Here is a 21775-nt window from a genome sequence, read left to right on the forward strand (position 1 = left end):
GCGGGCCTCAGTTGAATACGAAGCCGCCGTTGACCGGCAGCAGTTGGCCGGTGACGAAATCCGCCAGCGGCGACAGCAGATAAAGCACCGTACCGTTCACATCGTCCGGGTGCTGCGCCCCGGCCAGCGCGCGCCCCTGCTCGTACAGCTGATGGCGCTCGGCGGGCACATACTCGGTGGCTTCCACCCGCGTCAGGCCCGGCGCGATGGCGTTGACGCAGATCCCCTGCGGGCCCAGCTCGCGCGCCATCGATCGGGTCATCGCGATCAGCGCGCCTTTGCTGGCGACATAGGCCATCAGGCGCGGCGCCCCCCACAGCGCAGTGTCCGACGCCACGTTGACGATCTTGGCGTGCGGGCTGCGCGCCAGCAGCGGCACCGCCGCCTGGCTCACCAGCCAGGTGCCGCGCACGTTGACCTGCATCACCCGATCCCACAGATCGATATCGTATTCCATCATGGTTTTGCCGCCGACGCCGGTCGCCAACGCCGCGTTGTTCACCAGACCGTCGATCCCGCCGCCTGCAGCGATCTTCTCGAACGCCGAACGGATCGAATCCGGTGACGCCAGATCGATGGTCTGCGTTTCCACCTGAGCGCCCTGCTCACGCAGCGCGGCGCCGCTCGCCGCCAGCTCATCCGCCAGAATGTCGCACATCACCACCTGCGCGCCGGCGGCGGCGATGGCGGCGGCGAAGCTGTAGCCCAGGCCGCGCGCCGCCCCGGTGACCACGATGCGTTTACCGTTCAACAGGCCGTTCACTGCGCTGCCTCCCGCTCGCGCAGCGTCGCCAGCTGTTTCTGCGCCTCTTTTTGCATCAGGCGGCGCAGGCGCGAAAGGCCGACGTCGTGCTGGTACAGATATTCGTGGCCGCGGGCGTTAGGCGCCATGTTCTCAAGCACGATGCGATCCTGCTCAAGCACGTCCCAATGCAGCGACTCCAGGCGGTTGCGGTACATGAAGCGCCACATGTCGCGCTGCCAGTCTTTGACCTTACGGATGCGCCAGAAGAATACCCGGCAGTGATCCTTGTCTTCCGGCACCACCATGCCGATGATCCAGAAGTGACCGCCCGGCCCGAAGCGCTTTTTGTACGGGATCGACAGGCGCATCCAATACGCGCCGCTGTTGCCGAACTCCACCCAGTCGAAGTTGACGCCAATCTGGCCGTTCTTCTTGAAGATAAACCCGCTGTCGGTCGGCTCCAGCCCCATATCCGCCTTGCGGTCCCCTTCCGCCATCGAGTGCGAGGAGGAGTGCAGGTAGGTGCCGTGCATCGGATCCATCACGTTTTCCAAGGCGTATTGGTAGTTGCAGTTCCAGCTGGCAGTGCACAGGAAATTGCTGTACGACGCTTCGTCCGCCAGCTCTTGCGGGAAAGTCAGCTCCGCCGGCGCTTCATCCGCCGTCACGCCGAAATAGAGGAACACCGCGCCGTAGGCTTCTTTGGCCGGGTAAGACCGCAGGCATTTTTGGCCCACCAGCGGGCAACGATCCACCGCCGGCACGTCTTTCACCGTACCGTCGCCGCCGACCTCCACCCCGTGATACCAGCAGGCGATGCGATCGCCGAGGTTCCATCCCATGGAAAGCCGCGCGCCGCGGTGCGGGCAGCGGTCTTCCAACGCGTGGATCTGGCCTTCACCGTCGCGCCACACCACGATTTGCTGCTCCAGACGGGTGATGCCGACCGGATTGTTGCCCACTTCCCAGCTGGCCAGCACCGGATACCACATGCCGCGCAGCCCCTGGTCAAGATAGTCCTGCAAGCTCTGTTCGGAGGATGTTGTATTTGCTGTCATTGTCTTCTCCCGGATGTGGCTCAGAAACCGTTAACGTGAAGGAATTCGCGGAACGTCGCCTCATTCCACGGTTGGCCGCTGCGATCGAACAGGCGGCGCTGATTCAACGCGCTGACGATCTGCTCCAGCTCTTCCGCGCCCTGATCGAAGATCGTTTCCAGCGCCGCCACCAGGGCGGTTTCGAAACCGTCCGGCACACGAGCACGGTTTTGCCAGATCACGTTGCGAAATTGGCCCGGCTGATGGATTTGACCGTTGCCGCCTTCGCGGGCCGGCGTCACCTGTTGGGTGTCCGGCAGCCAGGGATTGAAATCGGTGATGTGCTGCATGATTACTCCTCCGCGATAAAGGTGATCTGGATTTGGTTGTCGACCACCCGGGTGGGATAGGTTTGCAGATCGCGGCCGCCCGGCTCGCGCAGGCACTGGCCGGTGCGCACGTCAAACAGCGCTTCGTGCAGCGGGCACTCAACCTTGCCGTCGTCTACAAACCCCTGGCTGAGCAAGGCATAGGCATGCGGGCAGACGTCTTCCAGCGCGTAGTAGTTACCGTCGAGCAGGTATACCCCGATCTCTTTTCCTTCCACGTTGCCGGAAAAAGGAAAATCTTCTTTCACCTGAGACACTTCGCACACATTCTTCCAGCTCATTGCTTTTATCCTCTATCTGATTGTTTCATATATGAAACTCAGTTTCTTATTTAATACAGTCACTATAAGTGTGGCGAAACTTTCGTCAAGCGAGCGGAACGGCAAATGTTAATGAAAGGTTGTTTAAAAATGACAAATGCGGGAAGGATCACGAAATAATGCACCGATATGAAAAACCTATGTCAGTTGTGCGCTCCCCTGCTAATTTATGGCAAAAAACGCGTTGATTCCGGCGACGCATTGCGCGTAAAAGTGTTTTCTCTCTGTCTTTCACACCCTATTTGATAACAATAATTTTACATCAATCAGCCTCATCCTCCCGCGTTTGCGCTAACTGGCATCCTCGGGTGAGTTTGCTGCTGCCTGAATTCGTCAACCGCTCGCACTGAGGAACGCGCCGTGCAACAACGTCAACGCTGGTTTGGAGTGATCGCCCTGCTGTTTCTGATCGTTATCGCCTATGCGGATCGGGTCAATATCGCCGTGATGTTGGTCAATCCCGACTTCCTGCAACACTTCCAACTTGGCGGTGACCGCGCTCACCAGGGCACGCTGATGACGGTGTTTTTGCTCGGCTACGGGCTGTCCGCCATGTTGCTGACGCCTTTTCTGGAAACGCTGATGGGCTACCGCCGCGCGCTGACGCTGAGCGTGGTACTGTGGGCGCTGCTCACCGCCGCCTCGCCGCTGGCGGGCTCGCTGATGCTGCTGTGCGTGGTGCGCGCGCTGCTTGGCGTCAGCGAAGGGCCGCTGTTCTCGCTGAAGACCATGTACATCGGCGACCATTTCGCCGCCGACGAGCGCGGCAAGCCCAACGCGGTCAGCGCGCTGGGCGTTTCGTTGGGGCTGGTGCTCGGCTTTCCGCTGGTGAGTTTTCTGATGGCGCACTTCGGTTGGGCGATGTCGTTTCACCTGCTGGCGCTGCTCAATCTGCTGCTGGGGCTGGCGCTGGTGCGGCTGTTCGTTCACCCGCTCCCCTTATCCTCATCTTCACGCCCTGCCGATCCGCAACCGGTGCTCAACCGCGTCTGGCGCACCTTTGCACTGGCCTGGCGCACGCCGATGCTCGGCTGGATCCTGCTGATCGAGATCGCCACGCTCAGCTACCTGTGGGGCTCCAGCGCCTGGCTGCCGGCGTATCTGACCGATGAAAAGGGGTTTTCCATCAAGCAGATGGGCTGGATGGCCGCGCTGCCTTTCATCGTCAGCATCGCCTCCAAATACCTCGGTGGCGTGTTGCTCGATCGTATCCGCCCTTATCAGGCGCCGCTGATCTTCGTCTGCGGCGGCGCAGCGACCGCGCTGTGCATTTATGGCGTGATGCACAGCCATCAGCTTGGCTGGATCGCCTTCTTCCTGCTGGCGGCCAACGCCTGTTGGGGGGCGCAGGGCGCGGCGATACCCACGCTGCTGCAACATTATGCGCGGCCGGAGGCGGTCGGCAGCGCCTATGGGCTGATCAACGGCATCGGCAATCTGTTCTCGGCGTTTGTGCCGATGGCGATGGGCATGGTGATGGCCAGCCAGGGCAAGGTGTCTTCAGGCTTTGCGGTGCTGATCGCCTCGCAGCTGCTGACGCTGCTGGCGGGCGGCGCGCTGTTTGGCCGCATGTTGCTGGCACAGCAGATGAAGCGGGCATAAACCCGTTTCTCTGCCCTGTGCGGCGGAAAACCGAAAGCGTTGAGAGGGTGCTCGTGGATCTGGACGCCAACAGCCAGCAGACGGGGAACATCCCCGTCGCCGGGTTGCCTTACCGTTCGGATTCGTAAGCCAAAATGGCCGCAACCTCCGTATTGCCCGATCGGATCCGCAGCTCACACAGCGTGCTGCGAGTTATCCATGCCAGTGATATTACCGTGGCACAAATAACCACCAATTTTAACAGGCTCCGTTTGTTCGGCATCATGCCTTCTTCTCCTTGCCTCGCGGCGGGTAAGAGGCTAACTTAACGTTGTCTGGCGTTAGAGTTGGCCTCGGGTTGATGGATATCGACTCGGGGCTTTTCTCTTTGTACCTTTCACGCAGGCTCCAGATACAAAGATCCAGAGCACCCGCGCGCAGTATATTCATCCTCTCCGTTGTCCCGTTTCCTTTTCTCTGACTCAGTTTCATTTCTGCGCAGGATTGCGCAAAGGCGTTGCAACAGGCTGAAAATCGCAGCGCGGAGGCGACAAATGCAATAAAAAAGCGGCCCCCATACGATGGAGGCCGCTTTTTCAGCGAGGAGTGGCCTGGCGTCAGGCGTGTTTCTTGGCCGCCTGCAGGTACAGCATCTCCAGGCCCAGGGTCGCCGCGGCCAGCGCGGTGATCTCGGACTGGTCATAAGCCGGCGCCACTTCCACCACGTCCATGCCGACGATGTTCAGCGACTGCATGCCGCGCACCAGCTTCAGCGCGCGATCGGAGGTCAGGCCGCCGATCACCGGCGTGCCGGTGCCCGGTGCGAACGCCGGATCCAGGCAGTCGATGTCGAAGGTCAGATACACCGGCATATCGCCGACGATGCCCTTGATCTGGGTCAGCAGATCGTCCACGCTGCGATCGTTCACCTGCGCGGCGTCCAGCACGGTAAAACCGTTGTCATGATCGAACTCGGTACGGATGCCAATCTGCACCGAGTGGTGCGGATCGATCAAGCCTTCGTTCGGGGCATGGTAGAACATGGTGCCGTGGTCGAACTTGCTGCCGTTGGCGTAGGTATCGGTGTGGGCGTCGAAGTGCACCAGCGCCAGCTTGCCGAAATGCTTGGCGTGCGCGCGCAGCAGCGGCAGGGTCACGAAGTGGTCGCCGCCGAACGAGAGCATGCGCTTACCGGCCTTCAGCAGTTTCTCCGCGTGCGCCTGCAGCTTGTCACTCATGTCTTGCGCGTCGCCGAAGTTGAACACGATATCGCCGCAGTCAACCACGTTCAGCCGATCGCGCAGATCGAAGCTCCACGGCCAGCGGTTGCCTTCCCAGGCCAGGTTGGTGGACACCTGACGAATAGCCGCCGGGCCGTGACGGCCGCCGGCGCGACCGGAGGTCGCCATGTCAAACGGAATGCCGGTGATGACCCACTCTGCATCGCTGTCGTAAGGCATGAAGTTCAGCGGAAAGCGCAGGAAACCAAAGGCGTTGGACACTAATGAATTATCGGACTGATGGCCTAAGGTGCTCATAGTAAACCCTCGTAGTTCAACAAGTTGCCGGGCGCAGACGCCGGGCCGTTACAAAAAAAAATCCCTCCCGCGTCGTTAGCCCGACGAGAAAGGGATTTGTTCGATGTTTGTTTCGGTGCTACCGATACGGCTGATTATGGCCGCATTTTATCCATGCTTCAAGGGGGCCGATATCGCCCGCCTGAAGAGGGCAGTTACTCGTCTTCCAGATACGTGTAGCCGTACAGGCCGGCTTCAAACTCTTCCAGGAATTGCGCCTGCAGCTCGCTGTCCAGATCGGTTTCTTTGACCTGATCGCGGAACTTGGCCAGCAGCGCACCCGGATCGAGCTGCACGTACTCCAGCATATCCGCCACGGTGTCGCCCTCGTCGGACAACTCGGTCTCGACGCTGCCGTCCGGGAACACGTACACGTCAACCGAGGCGGTGTCGCCGAACAGGTTGTGCATGTTGCCGAGGATCTCCTGGTACGCGCCGACCATGAAGAAGCCCAGCACCGGCGGGTTCTCCGGATCGTACGGCGGCATCGGCATGGTGGTCGCCACGCCGTCGCCGTCGACGTAATGGTCGATAGTGCCGTCGGAATCGCAGGTGATGTCGAGCAGCACCGCACGGCCTTCCGGCGGCTTATCCAGCCCTTCCAGCGGCAGCACCGGGAACAGCTGATCGATACCCCAGGCATCCGGCATCGACTGGAACAGCGAGAAGTTGACGTAGAACTTGTCCGCCATGCGCTCTTGCAGCTCGTCGATGATTGGACGGTGCGCGCGGTTGCTCGGATCGAGCTGCTGCTGGATCTTGTTGCAGATGTTCAGATACAGCTGCTCGGCCCAGGCACGCTTGGTCAGATCCAGCATGCCGTGCGCGTATTGGGTATGCACGTCGTGCAGATCCATCTGGCTGTCGTGCAGCCATTCGCGCAGCGAGCGGCGGTTCTCCGGCTCGTTCATTTCCAGCCAGGTTTCCCACATGCTTTCCAGCGCGCGCGGCGCGTCCGCTTCCGGCGGCAACGGTTCGCTGAATTCGTTGCGCTCGACGCCGATCACGTTGGAAACCAGCACCGTATGGTGCGCGGTCACGGCGCGGCCGGACTCGGTGATCACCGTCGGGTGCGGCAGGCCGTGTTCGTTACAGGCATCGCCGATACCCCAAATCACGTTGTTGGCGTATTCGTTCAGGCCGTAGTTCACCGAGCAGTCGGACTGCGAGCGGGTGCCTTCGTAGTCGACGCCCAAGCCGCCGCCCACGTCGAAGCACTGAATGTTGACGCCCAGCTTGTGCAGTTCAACGTAAAAGCGCGCCGATTCGCGCACGCCGGTGGCGATATCGCGAATGTTGGCCAGCTGCGAGCCCAAGTGGAAATGCAGCAGTTGCAGGCTGTCGAGACGGCCCGCTTCGCGCAGGGTTTCCACCAGCTTCAGCACCTGCACCGCCGCCAGACCGAACTTGGATTTTTCGCCGCCGCTCGACTGCCATTTGCCGGAGCCCTGCGACGCCAGGCGCGCACGCACGCCCAGGCGCGGCACCACGTTCAGCCGCTCAGCCTCTTCCAGCACCAGGTTGATCTCGGACATCTTCTCGATCACCAGGTACACCTTATGCCCCAGTTTTTCGCCGATCAGCGCCAGGCGAATATATTCACGATCTTTATAGCCGTTACAGACGATCACCGAGCGGGTCATGCCGGCATGCGCCAGCACCGCCATCAGCTCGGCCTTGGAGCCGGCTTCCAGCCCCAGCGGTTCGCCAGAGTTCACCAGCGACTCAATCACGCGGCGATGTTGGTTCACCTTGATCGGATACACCAGGAAATAGCCGCCCTGGTAACCGAAAGACTCACGCGCGCGTTTAAACGCGGCGTTGATCGAACGCAGGCGATGCTGAAGGATCTGCGGGAAGCAGAACAGCGCAGGCAAACGTTGGCCGTCTTGCTGGCGCGTTTTCACCAGTTCTGCCAGATCGACGCGCGCCTGCGGGACATCCGGGTCCGGGCACACGCTGATATGGCCCAGCTCGTTGACGTCATAGTAATTGTTGCCCCAGTAGGCGACGTTATAAGTACGCAGCATCTTGCTGGCATTACGATCATTCATGGCAACCTCCTGCATGGAGCGCAAAGATAAAGACTCGCCCGCAACCGGCGGGCGGTGAATCAACAGATCATCAGACATGGTTCGCCTCACATTCCGCACTGACGAAACCGTCAGCCACTATCGCAGCTACCACCCGCGAGAACAACCCAACAAGCCGTGCTGGCGGCAGCGAAGAGAACCGCCGTTCGCGGTCAGCGATCGGTTTATCACTCATATAATTGTAAGACACCCTGTTCAAACCTCGTGAATCGGGCCAAGAAACATCCCACAGGAAGGCTGCAGGCTACCCTTGTTCAGTTCTTCAGACGACCGTTAGCCGGCCCGAGAATCCTGAGTAGCGGCCAAGTGTTTATCGCACCTGGTAAGTGACAAAGAGACAAGACGGGAAATAGCAGAAGAATGTGCGCCAGAACGGCACTGCTGTTGGGAACCAACAACCGGTAGACAACGGATCATTAATCCAACCACCTCCACGCGCGCCGTTCGGAGTGAACGACCAAGCCTCTAAAATAGTGTAAGAACGTGACCGTTCGATGAAGCGGCGGCGCTCACGGCGAACGCCTGCGACGGATAATAGCGCAACGGCGGCGAATGCAAAGCGGAAGTTTATCGCGCCTTCCCCCACTCAAGACCGCCGTACTGTGCAGCAAATGAACCGCGCGCGCAGTTTATACCGGTAAGCAGGTGAAAAAGCAAAATGAAAATTCGCCGAAAACTGTTTCAAGCGATGAAAATGGCGCCAACCCGTTTGCGCAAAAGAGCGAAAGCGCAAAAAATTACTGGCAATCTGGCTAAACCCTGACCTAAAATAGACGTCCAGATGTTAATCCATCTATACTGGTTAACTGATAAACTGCTTAACGGCTTTGCCTGAGGGGCGTTGCAGGATGCATCTCGCGCCATCAGCGGAAGACCCTTCGCTTTGATGCCGGATCTCCAGCGCTGTGCAGTAATTTCTAACCCGTCTTATGCAAGGTAAAGAACACAATGGCTAAACACCTCTTCACGTCCGAATCCGTCTCCGAAGGACATCCCGATAAAATCGCCGATCAGATCTCCGATGCCGTCCTCGACGCCATCCTGGAACAAGATCCGAAGGCGCGCGTCGCCTGCGAAACCTACGTGAAAACCGGCATGGTGCTGGTCGGCGGTGAAATCACCACCAGCGCCTGGGTCGATATCGAAGAGATCACCCGCAAGACCGTGCGCGAGATCGGCTACGTTCATTCGGACATGGGCTTTGACGCCAACTCCTGCGCAGTATTGAGCGCCATCGGCAAACAATCCCCGGATATCAATCAGGGCGTTGACCGTACCGATCCTCTCGAGCAGGGCGCCGGCGATCAGGGCTTGATGTTTGGCTACGCCACCAACGAAACCGACGTGCTGATGCCGGCCCCGGTGACCTACGCGCACCGTCTGGTGCAGCGCCAGTCCGAAGTGCGTAAAAACGGCACCCTGCCGTGGCTGCGTCCGGACGCGAAGAGCCAGGTGACCTTCCAGTACGACGACGGCAAAATCGTCGGCATCGACGCCGTGGTGCTGTCCACCCAGCATTCCGAAGACATCGCGCTGAAAGATCTGCAAGAAGCGGTGATGGAAGAGATCATCAAACCGGTCCTGCCGGCGGAATGGCTGACGGCGGGCACCAAATACCACATCAACCCGACCGGCCGTTTCGTTATCGGCGGCCCAATGGGCGACTGCGGCCTGACCGGCCGTAAGATCATCGTCGACACCTACGGCGGCATGGCGCGCCACGGCGGCGGCGCCTTCTCCGGTAAGGATCCGTCCAAGGTTGACCGTTCCGCGGCTTACGCGGCACGCTACGTGGCAAAAAATATCGTTGCCGCCGGCCTGGCCGATCGTTGCGAAATCCAGGTGTCTTACGCTATCGGCGTAGCGGAACCGACCTCCATCATGGTGGAAACCTTCGGTACCGAGAAAGTGCCAACCGAACAGCTGACGCTGCTGGTGCGCGAATTCTTCGATCTGCGCCCATATGGCCTGATCCAGATGATGGATCTGCTGCAGCCGATCTACCGCGAAACCGCTGCCTACGGCCACTTCGGCCGCGAGCACTTCCCGTGGGAAGCGACCGACAAAGCCGCGCTGCTGCGCGATGCCGCCGGCCTGAAATAAGCCCCGACATCAACATGAAAACGGCGAGCCCTGGCTCGCCGTTTTTTTTGAGCGGATGGGTGCTCCTGGATCAACGCATCGACTGCCGGCCGGCGGAGGCACCGCCCCCGCCGCCGGGTTGCCTTACCGTTCGGATTCGTAAGCCAAAATGGCCGCAACCTCCGTAGTGCCCGCTCGGATCCGCAGCTCACACAGCGTGCTGCGGGTTATCCATGCCAGTGATATTACAGTGACACAAATAATCACCAGTTTTAACGGGCTGCGTTTGTTCGGCATCATGCCTTCTTCTCCTTGCCTCGCGGCGGGTAAGAGGCTAACTTAACGTTGTGACGCGTTAGAGTAGGCCTCGGGTTGATGGATATCGACTCGGGGCTTTTCTCTTTGTACCTTTCGCAGAAGCTCCAGAGACAAAGATCCAGAGCACCCGCCCGCAGTATATTCATCTCACCGACACGCCTCGCGTTCCTTTTCGCACGCAATATCGTTTTTGCGCACCCGTTCGCAGCGCCTTGCAACATCATGAAAAATAAAAAAAGGCCCAGCAACGCGGAGCCTTTGATGACAGAGAAAACGCAGCCGAGACGCCGCTTACGAGGTCTGCTTACGCAACAGATACACGAAGTACGGTGCACCGATAAAGGTCGCCAATAACCCGGCGGGGATCTGATACGGGAACAGCAGCATCCGTCCGCACCAGTCGGCAAACACCATCAGCAAGCCGCCCAGCAGCGCGGCGATCACCATTTGCGGCAGCGCGCGGCGGAAGCCCAGCATGCGCGCCATATGCGGCGCCATCAGCCCGACAAAGCTCAGCGGCCCTACGGTCAGGGTCGCCATCGCGGTCAGGGTGGCAGCCAGCAACAGAATGGTCAACCGCGTCGGCGTCAGCGCAATGCCCACAGAACGGGCGGTGGCGCCGCCGAGCGGCAGGATGGTCAGCCAGCGGCGGCACAGCGGCGCCAATACCAGCAATCCGGCGGCGATCAGCGCGGTGCGCAGCGCCTGCGCCGGCTCCACCGAATAGGTCGAACCGGAGAGCCAGGTCAGCAAGCCCCCCATACGCGGATCGCCGCTGGCCAACAGCAGGAAGATGACGGTGGTAAAGGCGGTGCTGAGCGCGATACCGGCCAGCAGCATGCGTTCGGTCGAGAAACCGCCGCGGCCTGCGGCGATCATGATGATCAGCAACGTGGCGGCCGCTCCCAGACTGCCGGCGGGCAGCAGCCACACGAAGGCGTCGCCCGGCACCATAAACAGCATCATCACGACGCCAAAAGCGGCGCCGGAGCTGATGCCCAACACTTCCGGGCTGGCCATCGGATTGCCGGTCAACTTCTGGATCAGCGTGCCGGCGACCGCCAGCATCATGCCCGCCGCCAGCGCCGACAACACCCGCGGCCAGCGCCACGGCAGCAGAGCGTCCAGTTCCGCGCCCAGGCTCCAGTGCCAGCCGCCGGCATTTTTGCCCAGCATCAGCGCCAGCGCCAGGCCGATCAGCAGCACGAGGCCGCCCACCAGGATCCAGCCGGGCAGATTCCCGCGTTCGGCAGGCACCTTGTCGCCGAGGTTCATCGGCGGCGGCGTGGCGGCGCTGCGCAAACGCGGCAGCAGCCACAGCAGCAGCGGCGCGCCGAACAGCGCGGTGGCCGCGCCGGTCGGGATCTCGTGCCACACCTGCGTTACCCCGAGCATCACCTGATCGGTCAGCCACAGCAACAGCGCCCCCAGCAGCGGCGCCAGCATCATGCGGTGCGCCAGGCGGCGAGCCCCCAACATCTTCGCCATCAGCGGTGCAAACAGGCCGATAAAGCCGATAACGCCCACCGCACTCACCAACATGGCGCTGAAGATGATGGCCACCCCCAAAGCACAGAAGCGCGCCATCGACAGCCCTAACCCCAGGTTGCGCGCCACACCGTCGTCCAGCCCCAGCAGCGTCAGCGGGCGCAGCAACAGCGCCGCTAACAGGCCAGCCACCAGCAAACGCGGCAGGAGGAACTGCACGGCGCTCCAGTCCTGTTGGTTCAACGCGCCGGTGCCCCACAGGAACATGCCCTGCAGCTGATCGTAATTAAACAGCGCCAACAGGCTGTTGACCGCGCCGCAGTACAGCCCCAGCACCAGCCCGGCCAGAATCAGCGTGACCGGCGACATCCGCTTGCCCCAGGCGACGCCGAACACCAGCCCGCCCACCACAATCGCGCCCACCATAGCGGCCAGCTGGCGGGTAAACTCACCTCCCGGCAGCACCCACAGCGTGGCGATGGTCAGGCCAAGCTGCGCGCCGGCGGCGACGCCGAGCGTCGACGGCTCCGCCAACGGATTGCGCAACACCTGCTGGAACAGCACGCCGACCAACCCCAGACCGGCGCCGGCCAACAGCGACACCGTCAACCGCGGCAACAGGCTGTAATGGAACAGCATTTGCCGCACGTCGTCGATGTCCGGCGCGCTGAGCGCCCGCGCCCATTGCGCCGGCGGCAGCTGCTGCGCCAGGTTGTATATCGTCAGGCCACCTGCCGCCGCCAGCAACAGTAGGATCAGCGTCAGCGGCAATTTCCGGATGCCCGAACTCATGACGCACTCTCCTGAGCCTGCGCCAGCAGGCGGCAAAACCGCATCGTCGACAGCGTGGCACCGTAGAACCACACCGCCGGCACCTGCCGCAGCTGGTTTTGCCTCACGAAGGGCAACGACTGCCACAGCGGCGTCGCGCTGACCTTGTCCATCATCGCCTGATTACCGTGATCGAGATAGATGACCCGGGCATTACGCACCGTGGCCAACCGTTCAATGCCCACCACCGCCGTGCCCCAGAAATTGGTTTCTTCCTGCCAGGCATTGCGGATGCCCAGTTGATCCATCGCCTCCTGGAACAGGCTTTTCTGGCCGATGATCAACGCATGGCGCGTGTCGATCAGCGAAAACAGCAGCAGCGGTTGCCGGGTGTAGCTTTGCAGGCGCTGACGCGCGTCCTGCATAAAGCGGTCAAACTGCGCCAGGTGCTGTACCGCGCGGCTTTCTATGCCCAATCGTTGCCCCAGCGCCAGCAGCGACTGGCGGGCGACGGTCAGCGGTTTGCCGCTGCCGTCGTTGAAGCCGAAGCTCATGGTTGGCGCGATGGGTTGGATTTTTTGCGGCGTTGGGCCATAGCCTTGCGACAGCAACACCAGCGAAGGCTGGAGCTGCTGCAGCAGTTCGAGGTTAGGTTCGGTGCGCTGGCCGACGTCGACCACCGTCGCCGGCAGCTTCGGCTCCGCCACCCACAGGTTGTAGTTATGCACATCGGCCACCGCCAGCGGCGTCACGCCCAATGCCAACAGCAGTTCGATCGGCAACCATTCCAGCGCCGCAACGCGGGCGATATCCGACGGCGCATCCGCCGCTCGGCCGGGCAACGAACCCAACAGCGGCGACAGCGCCAGCGCCATCAACAAACGGCGGCGCAGCGGATCGTGAGAAGAAGTGAATGCAGAGGACATCAGTAGACAAAACTCACCGGCGCGCCGCCGCTCGGGTGCGGCAACGTGCCCATAGGAATACCGTAAATTTGTTCCAGCACCGGCCCCTGCATCAGTTCCAGCGGGCCGCCCTGGGCGATCATTTCACCGCCGCGCAGCGCCACCAGATGGTCGCAGTAGCGTGCCGCCATGTTGATGTCGTGCAGCACGGCGATCACCGTGAGATCGCGTTCGCGGCTCAGGCGCTGGATCAGCGCCAGCACCTCGACCTGGTGTGCGATGTCCAGCGCCGAGGTCGGTTCGTCAAGCAGCAGGCAGCGGCTGTCCTGCGCCACCATCATCGCCAGCCAGGCGCGTTGGCGCTCGCCGCCGGAGAGGCTGTCCACCAAGCGGCTGGCGAACGGCTTCAGCCCCACCAGCGCGATGGCCTCCTCCACCAATTGGCGATCGTTGGCGCCAAAACGCCCCAGCGCGCCGTGCCACGGATAGCGGCCGACGGCCACCAGCTCGCGCACCGTCATGCCTTCCGCCGCCGGCAACTGCTGCGGCAGGTAGGCCACCTGGCGGGCGAAGGATTTGCTGTCCCACTGCGCCAACGGCTGCCGATTGAGCAAAACCTGACCGCCGCTGGGCGCATGATGCCGCCCGAGCAGTTTCAACAGGGTGGATTTACCGGAACCGTTATGGCCGATCAGGCCGCAGACTTTGCCCTGGGGAAAACTGAGCGACAGCGGTTGCAACAGCACCCGGCCGGGGACGGCGAAGCTGGCGTTATCCAGCGCGAAGGTCGCGCCGGGATTAAGAAGTTTGTCCTGCATAGATCCTGCTTTGTCCGGGGCGACGCGGCGCCGCCCCGGCTATCCGGTTAGAAACGGAAGGTTGCGGTGGCGACCACCTGGCGTTCTGCGCCCCAGTAGCAGCCATAAGTAGCAAAGCAGCTGGAGACATATTCCTTATCAAACAGGTTGTTCACATTGATGCCTATCGAAGAGCCCGGCAAATTGAAACGCGCCAGATCATATTTTATCGCGGCATCAAACACCGTGTAATCCTTCACTTTAAACGTATTGGCCTCGTCACCATAGCTGGAGCCGACATAGCGAACGCCTGAACCCAAGGTCAAACCGCTAATCGCAGTTTCATGGAAGGTGTAATCCGCCCACAGAGAAGCCATGTGTTTAGGGATAGCGGAAGGTGTATTCCCCTGTAGCGAAGTATCTTTAGTATATTCAGCATCCGTGTAGGTGTAAGAGCCCAACAGATTGAGGTTAGCCGACAAGGCCGCTTTCGCCTCCAACTCAATCCCACGAGAACGGACCTCCCCTCCCTGGACGCTAAAGAACGGATGTTCTAAGTCAGCCACTTTATTGTTGGTTTTAGTCAACTGGTAAAGCGCCAAACTGGCGGTGATCGGACGATCCTTAGGTGCGTATTTAACCCCAGCCTCATACTGCTTGCCTTTAGAGGCAGCAAACGTATTACCTGAAAAATCAGTGCCTGAGGTTGGCTCAAACGATTCGCTGTAGCTGACATAAGGCGCGATGCCGTTTTCGAAAACATAGTTCAAGCCAGCACGGCCGGTAAACTGGTTATCCTGCTGCTTAGAGACGGAATTCTGGTTCAGGCGATTGGTGCTGTTGGTATCGCTCCAATCATAGCGCCCCCCCATCGTCAGAACCCAGTTGTTCCATTCAGCCTGATCTTGCACATACAGGCCGGTCTGCTCCTGACGGTTAACCTGACTGGCACCACCGGTAATGGTATAGCTCCGATTGCCGTACTGTGGAGCGATGACATTCAGATTGGATGCACTGCCATATTGATAAACAACATCATTGCGCATACGCATATAATCCACACCCATCAACAAGATATGGTCAACTTGCCCGGTCGCAAATTTAGCCTGTGTCTGTGTGTCGACCGCAAAGCTGGACATATGCTCTTTGGAATTCATCACGCCACGCTTCAGCTCAGCTGAATTATCTGGATCAATGCCTAGGCCGTAAATAGAACGGTAGTCCACATCCATTTTCGAATAACGCAGGTTTTGGCGCACGGTCCAAACATCATCAAAACTATGCTCAAAGGCATATCCGACCATTTGCTGCTTGCGGGAAATGTTGTTATAGCCAGGCTCACCATCGTTGAAACTGGTCGGTAACTTACCGTTGATACCATTTTGCACCGTACCTTCTTTCGGCAACCAGCCATAGAAGCCAACGCTAGGATCATCCTGGAAGCTGCTGAGGAAAGTCAAAGAAGTGCGATCATCAGGTCGCCAACTGAAGGAAGGAGCAATAGCATAACGTTTACTTTTCTCGCCAACCTGCTGCTGATCTTCATCGCGCGCAACCCCCGTCAGACGATATGAGTAAACCCCCGCATCATCCAAAGCGTCACTGAAGTCAAAACCGGTCTGGAACAGATTATCTGTCCCCATTTTGAATTGAACTTCGCGCAGCGTCTCTGTTGTCGGCCGCTTACTGACCAGCGCGACCACCCCACCAGGGTTGCTTTTGCCGTACAATACCGAAGACGGTCCGCGCAGTACTTCCGCTCGCTCAAGGAAGTAAGGGTCTATCTGATAAATCGAATAGTTATCGTCCTGCAGTTTCAGGCCATCCAGATACATATTGGTACCTACCGAGCTGAAACCACGGATGTTCACTGCATCATAGGCGGTGGAGGCACCGCGATTTCCAATCATCACACCCGGCGTATAGGCCAGTGCGCCCTTCACCGTATCCGGCTGGCGCATGTCCATCTCTTCACGCGTCACTACGGAAACGGACTGCGGGTTCTTCTCGATTGGCGTATCGGTTTTGGTGCCGGTGGCGCTGCGTTTGGCGACATAGGTGCCGACCGGCCCCCAGGCGCTTTCCTGCTGGGCGGTATTGCTGCCGCCCACAACGGTAATCGTGTCTTCCTTGGCGGCCGGCTTGGCGTCGGCGGAAAAAGCTGGCATCGCCAGCGTGCCCAACGCCGCAGCGACGGTGATCGCTAACGCGCTGACGGGGGTACGGCCCTGCTTGGCCGCGGATGACGAAAGACGCTTGGTCGGCATAGTTGATTTCTCTGATGAATTATTAAATGAAGAATGTAAACGATAATAATTATTATAAGCGTCGCATTTTATGCAGAAGCCAAATTAAACTGCAAGCCGAATTCATGGGGCAAATAGGTTAAGGATTAGGCGCTTAGCCATGCGGTTAACAGGGAAATAAAACGAGCGAAAAAATAAAAAAGCCCGCAACCAAGGTTACGGGCTTAATAACAAAGAAAAAATTTTCACCGGGGCCGACGCCCCGGTAGCGATTACTGGCCGAACATATCCTTGATCCAGCCGGCGACGCCATCGCCATCTTTTTGCTCACCCGCCGCCGGTTGCTGCTGTTGCTGCACCGCCGCCTGGCTGGCCTGGCACAATCCCTGCGGATTGTCGGTCCAGACCGGGATGGTGCGCCAGCTGCCGCCGCCGCAGATAAAGTTGCCGGCAGAGTCGATGCTCATCTGGTTAATGCCTTCCGGCGGCTGCAGCATCAGCGGCAGCGGCGTCTGGTTTTCCAGATAACGACGATACAGGGTCAACGCGCCGTTGGCGCCGGTCAGCTTGGCCGGGCCGTTGTTGTCGCGCCCCACCCAGGCGATCGCCACTTCCTTGCCGTCGATGCCGGCGAACCAGCTGTCGCGCAGATCGTTGGTGGTACCGGTTTTCGCCGCCAGGTTGTAGTTCGGGAACTTCACCGACAGCGAGCGGGACGTCCCGCGCGCCACGCCTTGCTGCATCGCGTACAGCGTCAGGTAAGCGGCCTGCGCCGGCACCATGCGTTCGGCCTGCGGGAAGCTCTGGTACAGCACCGTGCCGTCTTCGGCGATCACCGAACGCACCGCCGACAGCGGCGCACGGTTACCGCCGCTGGCGATGGTCTGGTACTCCTGCGCGACTTCCATCGGCGTCAGGCCGATCGCCCCCAGCAGCATCGAAGGCACCGGGTTGATCTCCGCTTTCGGGATGCCCAGACGTTGCAGCGTGGCGCTGATCTGATCCAGCCCCACCGACAGGCCAAGGTTCACCGTCGGCACGTTCAGCGAGTTGGCCAACGCATCCACCAGCATCACCTGACCGCGGAATTTGCGATCATAGTTGTTCGGCTGCCAGACGGCGCCGTTCGGCTGTTTCAGCGACAGCGGCGCATCCGCCAGCCAGGTGTTGAGGCGGTATTTATCCGGTTCGGACAGCGCGGTCAGGTACGTCGGCGGCTTGGCCAGCGAGCCGACCAGGCGGCGCGCCTGCATGGCGCGGTTGAAACCGGCGAACTGCGGATTGGCGCCGCCGACCATGGCGCGCACTTCACCGCTGAAGCGATCGACGATCACCATCGCCGCTTCCAGATCCTGCACGTGACGCGCAGCGCGCAGCGCCGGGATGCCGTCTTCGACCGCTTTTTCCGCCGCGTCTTGCGACACCGGATCCAGCGTGGTGAAAATCTTCACGCCGGACAGATCATTCACCTTATCGCCCAGCCTGGTCTGCAGCTCCTGACGCACCATCTGCATAAAGGCCGGCTGTGGCGTAATGACGCCGCCTTTCGGCTGCACGCCCAGCGGACGCGCGCTCAGCATGTCATACAGCTCGCCGTCGATCACGCCCTGGTTCTGCAGCAGCTTGAGCACCAGATTGCGGCGTTCCAGCGCCAGTTTCGGGTTACGCCACGGGTTATACAGCGACGCGCCCTTGACCATGCCGACCAGCAGCGCCTGCTGATCGAGGCTCAGCTCGTCCACCGGCCGGCCGAAGTAGTACAGGCTGGCCAACGGGAAACCGCGGATCTGGTCGCTGCCGCTCTGGCCGAGGTACACCTCGTTCAGATACAGCTCCAAAATGCGGTCCTTGCTGTAACGGTAATCGACCAGCAGCGCCATATAGGCTTCGTTGGCCTTACGCCACAGCGAGCGTTCGTTGGTCAGGAACAGGTTCTTCACCAGCTGCTGCGTCAGGGTACTGCCGCCCTGCACCGCACGGCCGGCGGTCAGGTTGGCCAGCACCGCACGGCCGATGGAGTACGGGCTGATGCCGTCATGCTCATAGAAGTGGCGGTCTTCCGTGGCGATCAGCGTATCCACCAACAGATCCGGGAAACCGGCGCGCGGCACGAACAGACGCTGTTCACCGTTTGGCGACTGCAGCATGGTGATCAGGCGCGGATCGAGGCGGAAGAAACCGAAGCTGCGGCCGCTGTCCAGGTTTTCGATCTTAGCCAGACGGTTGTTCTGGAAATCGAGACGGGCGCGGATCTGCCCTTCTTTACCATCCGGGAAATCGAACGGGCGGCGCAGCATCTCGATGCTGTTAGCCTGCACGGTAAACTCGCCCGGACGCGTCATGCGGCTGACCTGGCGATACTGCATGCCTTCCAGCAGGTTGACCATTTCCTTCTTGCTGTACGGCATGCCCGGTTCCAGGTTGACCATGCGGCCGTACACTGCCGCCGGCAGCTGCCAGACTTTGCCGTCGATGCGGCTGCGGATCTGGGAATCCAGATAGACGCCGTAGATCGCCAACAGGACGGCGATCACCAGGATCAGTTTGATAATCAGGCCGAGCCAGCGGCGTTTTTTACGCGGCGGAGTCGCTTTTACCTTACGCGGCATGCGTTCCTCCTCCTCTTCATACTCATCATCGTCATACTCGTCTTCTTCGTAATCGTCATAATCGTCGTCTCGGCGACGGCGCGGCGGCTTGCGCGACGCGGTGTTTTTTGGTTGTTTTCCTTTGCGCCCGATGGGCTCGCGGTCATCCCCAGCCATGGCTGTTGTTCTCCGAGCTTGCCGACACTGCCGGCCATGATTAGTCGCTTAATCTGTGCCTACGCCGCAGCGCTGACCAGAAGAAACATCTGAATTCCAAACCTTGAATGATCGCGGCCTACTGATATTTCTTCGTTCGGCGCGTCGGTACCGCCGTGGCCGGATCGTCCGGCCAAACGTGTTTCGGGTAGCGGCCCTTCATCTCTTTTTGCACCTCGCGGTAGGCGCCTTGCCAGAAGGCCGCCAGATCGCCGGTGATTTGCAACGGCCGGTGCGCCGGTGAGAGTAACTCAAGCACCACCGGGATGCGACCCTCCGCCAACATCGGGCTGCGCTGCTCGCCGAACACCTCCTGCAAACGCACCGCCAACGCCGGCGGTTTGCCGGCCTCATAACGGATCGGCAGGCGGCTGCCGGTCGGCACAGTGTAATGAGTGGGTAGCGCATTATCCAGCCGCTGCTTTTGCTGCCAGTCCAGCAGGCGGGACAGCGCCTCGGCGATGTTGACCTGCTTCAAGCCGCGCAGATCGCGCACGCCGTTCAGCGACGGCAACAGCCACTGCTCCAGCGCCGCCAGCAGCGGCTCTTCATCCATCGCCGGCCATTCCGCCTCCGGCAACCAGGCTTGCGCGCACTGCAGGCGCACCCGCAATTGTTCGGCGGCGCCCTCCCAGTTGAGCACCGCCAGCCCCTGTGCGCGCACCCAATCGAGCAGCGCCTGCTGCAGCTCTTCGTCCGCCGGTTTGGCCAGCGGCTGGGCGCGCAGCGTCAGACGGCCGATCTGCTGGCGCTTCCAGGCGCGCAGCGTGCCCTTCTCGTCATCCCACTCCACCGCCGTGCGCTGCGTGACGATCGCCGGCAGCTGCGCCGCCAGCGCGTCGATGTCCACCGGCAGCGCCAACAGGATGCGCGCATCGGGGCTGTTGTGGCCCTGCAACAGGCTGGGGACGATGAGCCAGGGCGCGCGCGACAGCGCCTCATCCTGATTCATCGCCGCCCCCATGCCGTTGGCCAGCAGGTAGCGGCCGTCCTGGCCTCGCCGCTGGGCGATGCGATCGGTAAACGCCGGCGCCAACAGGCGCGGCGCCAGATCGACGTCGACTTGCCCCGCACGTTGCGGCAGGCGTTTGGCCAACTGCGCGGCACGCTGCCGCCAGTTCGGTTGCGGGCGGCTCAGCCAGTAGCCGATATCCATCTGCCCGCCGCGCGGCGGTTCTTCCAGCAATGCCGCCAGCAACGCCGCCGTCGCCAGGCCGTCGGCACTCAGCGCCGCGCCGGCGGTCAGCATCGCCGCCAGCCGCGGCTCGCATCCCAGCGCGGCCATCTGGCGCCCCGGTGCGGTAAGTTTGCCACCGTCATCCGTGGCCCCCAGCCGGTGCAACAGCGCCCTGGCCGCTGCCAATGCGGCGGCAGGAGGCGCATCCAGCCAGGTCAGCTGCGCCGGGTCGTGGCAACCCCACTGCAGCAACTCGAGCCAAAAGCCGGTGAGATCGCTCTGTAAAATGTCCGGTTCGGCGTGTTCCGCCGCGCGCTCCGCCTGTTCTTTGGCGAACAGATGCCAGCAAATGCCCGGCTCCAGACGCCCGGCGCGCCCGGCGCGCTGCACCATCGAGGCCTGACTGATGCGCTGCGTCGCCAGCCGCGTCAAACCGTTGCGCACGTCGTAACGCGCCACGCGTTCCAGGCCGCTGTCCACCACCAGCCGAATGCCCTCGATCGTCAGGCTGGTTTCAGCGATGTTGGTTGCCAGCACCACCTTGCGGCGGCCAACCGCCGCCGGCTGAATCGCTTTTTGCTGCTGCGCCAGAGGCAGCGCGCCATACAGCGGGCAAAGATCGGTATCGCTCGCCACCTCGCCGGTCAATCGCTCCAGCACCCGATTGATCTCCGCCACGCCCGGCAGGAACAGCAGCAAAGACCCCGGCTGTTCGGCCAGCAGGCGCTTCACCGCCGCCGCTACACCATCCTCCAGCCGCTGATGGCTGGCCAACGGCTGATATAAACGTTCAACCGGGAAGCTGCGCCCCTCGGACACCACCACCGGCGCTGCCGGCAGCAGCTGCGACAGGCGCGCGTTGTTCAGGGTGGCCGACATGATCAGCAGTTTCAGATCGTCGCGCAGCCCTTGCTGCACGTCGAGCAGCAGCGCCAGCGCCAGATCGGCCTGCAGGCTGCGTTCGTGGAACTCATCGAGGATCACCAGCGACACGCCCTGCAGCTCGGCGTCCTGCTGCAGCATGCGGGTGAGAATGCCTTCCGTCACCACTTCCAGCCGGGTTTGCGGCCCGCTTTTACTTTCGGCGCGCATGCGGTAGCCCACGGTCTGGCCGGGCTCCTCCCCCAGTTGCTGCGCCAGGCGATAAGCGACGTTTTTCGCCGCCAGCCGCCGCGGCTCCAGCATGATAATGCGCCCCGGCAACCCGGCCTTAGCCAGGATCTGCAGCGGCAACCAGGTGGATTTACCGGCGCCGGTCGGGGCGTGCAACAGTACCTGAGGAGCGGACTGCAACGCAGCCAGCAACTCATCAAGCACCGCGCTGACGGGCAATGAAGACACTGAACTCTCCGTGGTGGTTAACGTTAAACGGCGTACAGTGTAGCATTAGCTTTGCCCCCGTAGCCTTTCAAACTGCGGCATCGTTAGCTATAGTACGGAGCTCG

The 21775-nt window shown here is 61.1% G+C and carries 16 protein-coding genes; 2 read left to right on the plus strand and 14 right to left on the minus strand.

Annotation, left to right across the window (positions count from 1 at the left end; translation table 11 throughout):
• Positions 1–7 precede the first annotated feature (7 nt).
• From ACF8MC_RS13830 to ACF8MC_RS13845, 4 genes are read right to left on the minus strand one after another with little or no spacing between them, the layout of a single operon-like run.
• Positions 8–763 carry an SDR family oxidoreductase gene (locus tag ACF8MC_RS13830; protein ID WP_033635901.1) on the minus strand — a complete coding sequence of 252 codons (756 nt, stop codon included), beginning with the start codon at positions 761–763 and terminating at the stop codon, positions 8–10.
• The gene (locus ACF8MC_RS13835; RefSeq protein ID WP_164105256.1) at positions 760–1803 is read right to left on the minus strand and encodes an aromatic ring-hydroxylating dioxygenase subunit alpha; all 1044 of its coding nucleotides are present in this window, start codon (positions 1801–1803) and stop codon (positions 760–762) included. Before ACF8MC_RS13835 ends, ACF8MC_RS13830 begins: the two co-directional genes overlap by 4 nt.
• 20 nt (positions 1804–1823) lie before the next feature.
• On the minus strand, positions 1824–2132 hold the full coding sequence (locus ACF8MC_RS13840) for a recombinase-like helix-turn-helix domain-containing protein (protein WP_004937617.1): 309 nt from the start codon (positions 2130–2132) through the stop codon (positions 1824–1826).
• A 2-nt stretch (positions 2133–2134) separates the two neighbouring features.
• Positions 2135–2452, minus strand: coding sequence for a non-heme iron oxygenase ferredoxin subunit (locus ACF8MC_RS13845; RefSeq protein ID WP_033632120.1), 318 nt, complete (start codon positions 2450–2452; stop codon positions 2135–2137).
• A 399-nt stretch (positions 2453–2851) separates the two neighbouring features.
• Here ACF8MC_RS13845 and ACF8MC_RS13850 point away from each other — a divergent pair, with 399 nt between their 5' ends.
• The gene (locus tag ACF8MC_RS13850) at positions 2852–4093 is read left to right on the plus strand and encodes an MFS transporter (protein WP_049212884.1); all 1242 of its coding nucleotides are present in this window, start codon (positions 2852–2854) and stop codon (positions 4091–4093) included.
• Positions 4094–4202: 109 nt separating this feature from the next.
• Here ACF8MC_RS13850 and ACF8MC_RS13855 read toward each other — a convergent pair whose 3' ends face one another.
• The 3 genes from ACF8MC_RS13855 to speA form a co-directional block, all read right to left on the minus strand.
• Positions 4203–4355 carry a Hok/Gef family protein gene (locus ACF8MC_RS13855; RefSeq protein WP_033638576.1) on the minus strand — a complete coding sequence of 51 codons (153 nt, stop codon included), beginning with the start codon at positions 4353–4355 and terminating at the stop codon, positions 4203–4205.
• A gap of 334 nt (positions 4356–4689) precedes the next feature.
• Positions 4690–5610 (minus strand): agmatinase, encoded by a 921-nt coding sequence (gene speB / locus ACF8MC_RS13860; RefSeq protein ID WP_004937606.1) that lies wholly within the window; start codon positions 5608–5610, stop codon positions 4690–4692.
• Positions 5611–5804: 194 nt separating this feature from the next.
• Positions 5805–7781: a biosynthetic arginine decarboxylase gene (gene speA, locus ACF8MC_RS13865; RefSeq protein ID WP_047570584.1), complete on the minus strand. Its 1977-nt coding sequence runs from the start codon at positions 7779–7781 to the stop codon at positions 5805–5807.
• Between the two features lie 909 nt (positions 7782–8690).
• Here speA and metK point away from each other — a divergent pair.
• The gene (gene metK, locus ACF8MC_RS13870; protein WP_033654692.1) at positions 8691–9845 is read left to right on the plus strand and encodes a methionine adenosyltransferase; all 1155 of its coding nucleotides are present in this window, start codon (positions 8691–8693) and stop codon (positions 9843–9845) included.
• Positions 9846–9968: 123 nt separating this feature from the next.
• On the opposite strand, the gene ACF8MC_RS13875 is transcribed toward metK, so the two are convergent.
• The 7 genes from ACF8MC_RS13875 to hrpB form a co-directional block, all read right to left on the minus strand.
• Complete coding sequence (locus ACF8MC_RS13875; protein ID WP_039567912.1) at positions 9969–10121, minus strand: Hok/Gef family protein; 153 nt, start codon at positions 10119–10121, stop codon at positions 9969–9971.
• Positions 10122–10433: 312 nt separating this feature from the next.
• Complete coding sequence (fhuB, locus tag ACF8MC_RS13880; protein WP_164105255.1) at positions 10434–12422, minus strand: Fe(3+)-hydroxamate ABC transporter permease FhuB; 1989 nt, start codon at positions 12420–12422, stop codon at positions 10434–10436.
• Positions 12419–13327 (minus strand): Fe(3+)-hydroxamate ABC transporter substrate-binding protein FhuD, encoded by a 909-nt coding sequence (fhuD, locus tag ACF8MC_RS13885; protein WP_043148002.1) that lies wholly within the window; start codon positions 13325–13327, stop codon positions 12419–12421. The genes fhuB and fhuD overlap by 4 nt, the downstream gene beginning before the upstream one ends.
• Positions 13327–14124, minus strand: a complete 798-nt coding sequence (fhuC, locus tag ACF8MC_RS13890) for a Fe3+-hydroxamate ABC transporter ATP-binding protein FhuC (protein WP_033649613.1) — start codon at positions 14122–14124, stop codon at positions 13327–13329. The genes fhuD and fhuC overlap by 1 nt, the downstream gene beginning before the upstream one ends.
• Before the next feature lie 47 nt (positions 14125–14171).
• The gene (fhuA, locus tag ACF8MC_RS13895; RefSeq protein ID WP_164105254.1) at positions 14172–16370 is read right to left on the minus strand and encodes a ferrichrome porin FhuA; all 2199 of its coding nucleotides are present in this window, start codon (positions 16368–16370) and stop codon (positions 14172–14174) included.
• 251 nt (positions 16371–16621) lie between these two features.
• Complete coding sequence (mrcB, locus tag ACF8MC_RS13900) at positions 16622–19114, minus strand: bifunctional glycosyl transferase/transpeptidase (RefSeq protein ID WP_033654687.1); 2493 nt, start codon at positions 19112–19114, stop codon at positions 16622–16624.
• 118 nt (positions 19115–19232) lie between these two features.
• Positions 19233–21671, minus strand: coding sequence for an ATP-dependent helicase HrpB (gene hrpB, locus ACF8MC_RS13905; protein WP_204350890.1), 2439 nt, complete (start codon positions 21669–21671; stop codon positions 19233–19235).
• Between the last annotated feature and the right edge of the window lie 104 nt (positions 21672–21775).

The sequence above is a fragment of the Serratia sp. LACPHL-BACT-2024-00286 genome, assembly GCF_043109535.1.
GTDB classification, from domain to species: domain Bacteria; phylum Pseudomonadota; class Gammaproteobacteria; order Enterobacterales; family Enterobacteriaceae; genus Serratia; species Serratia sarumanii.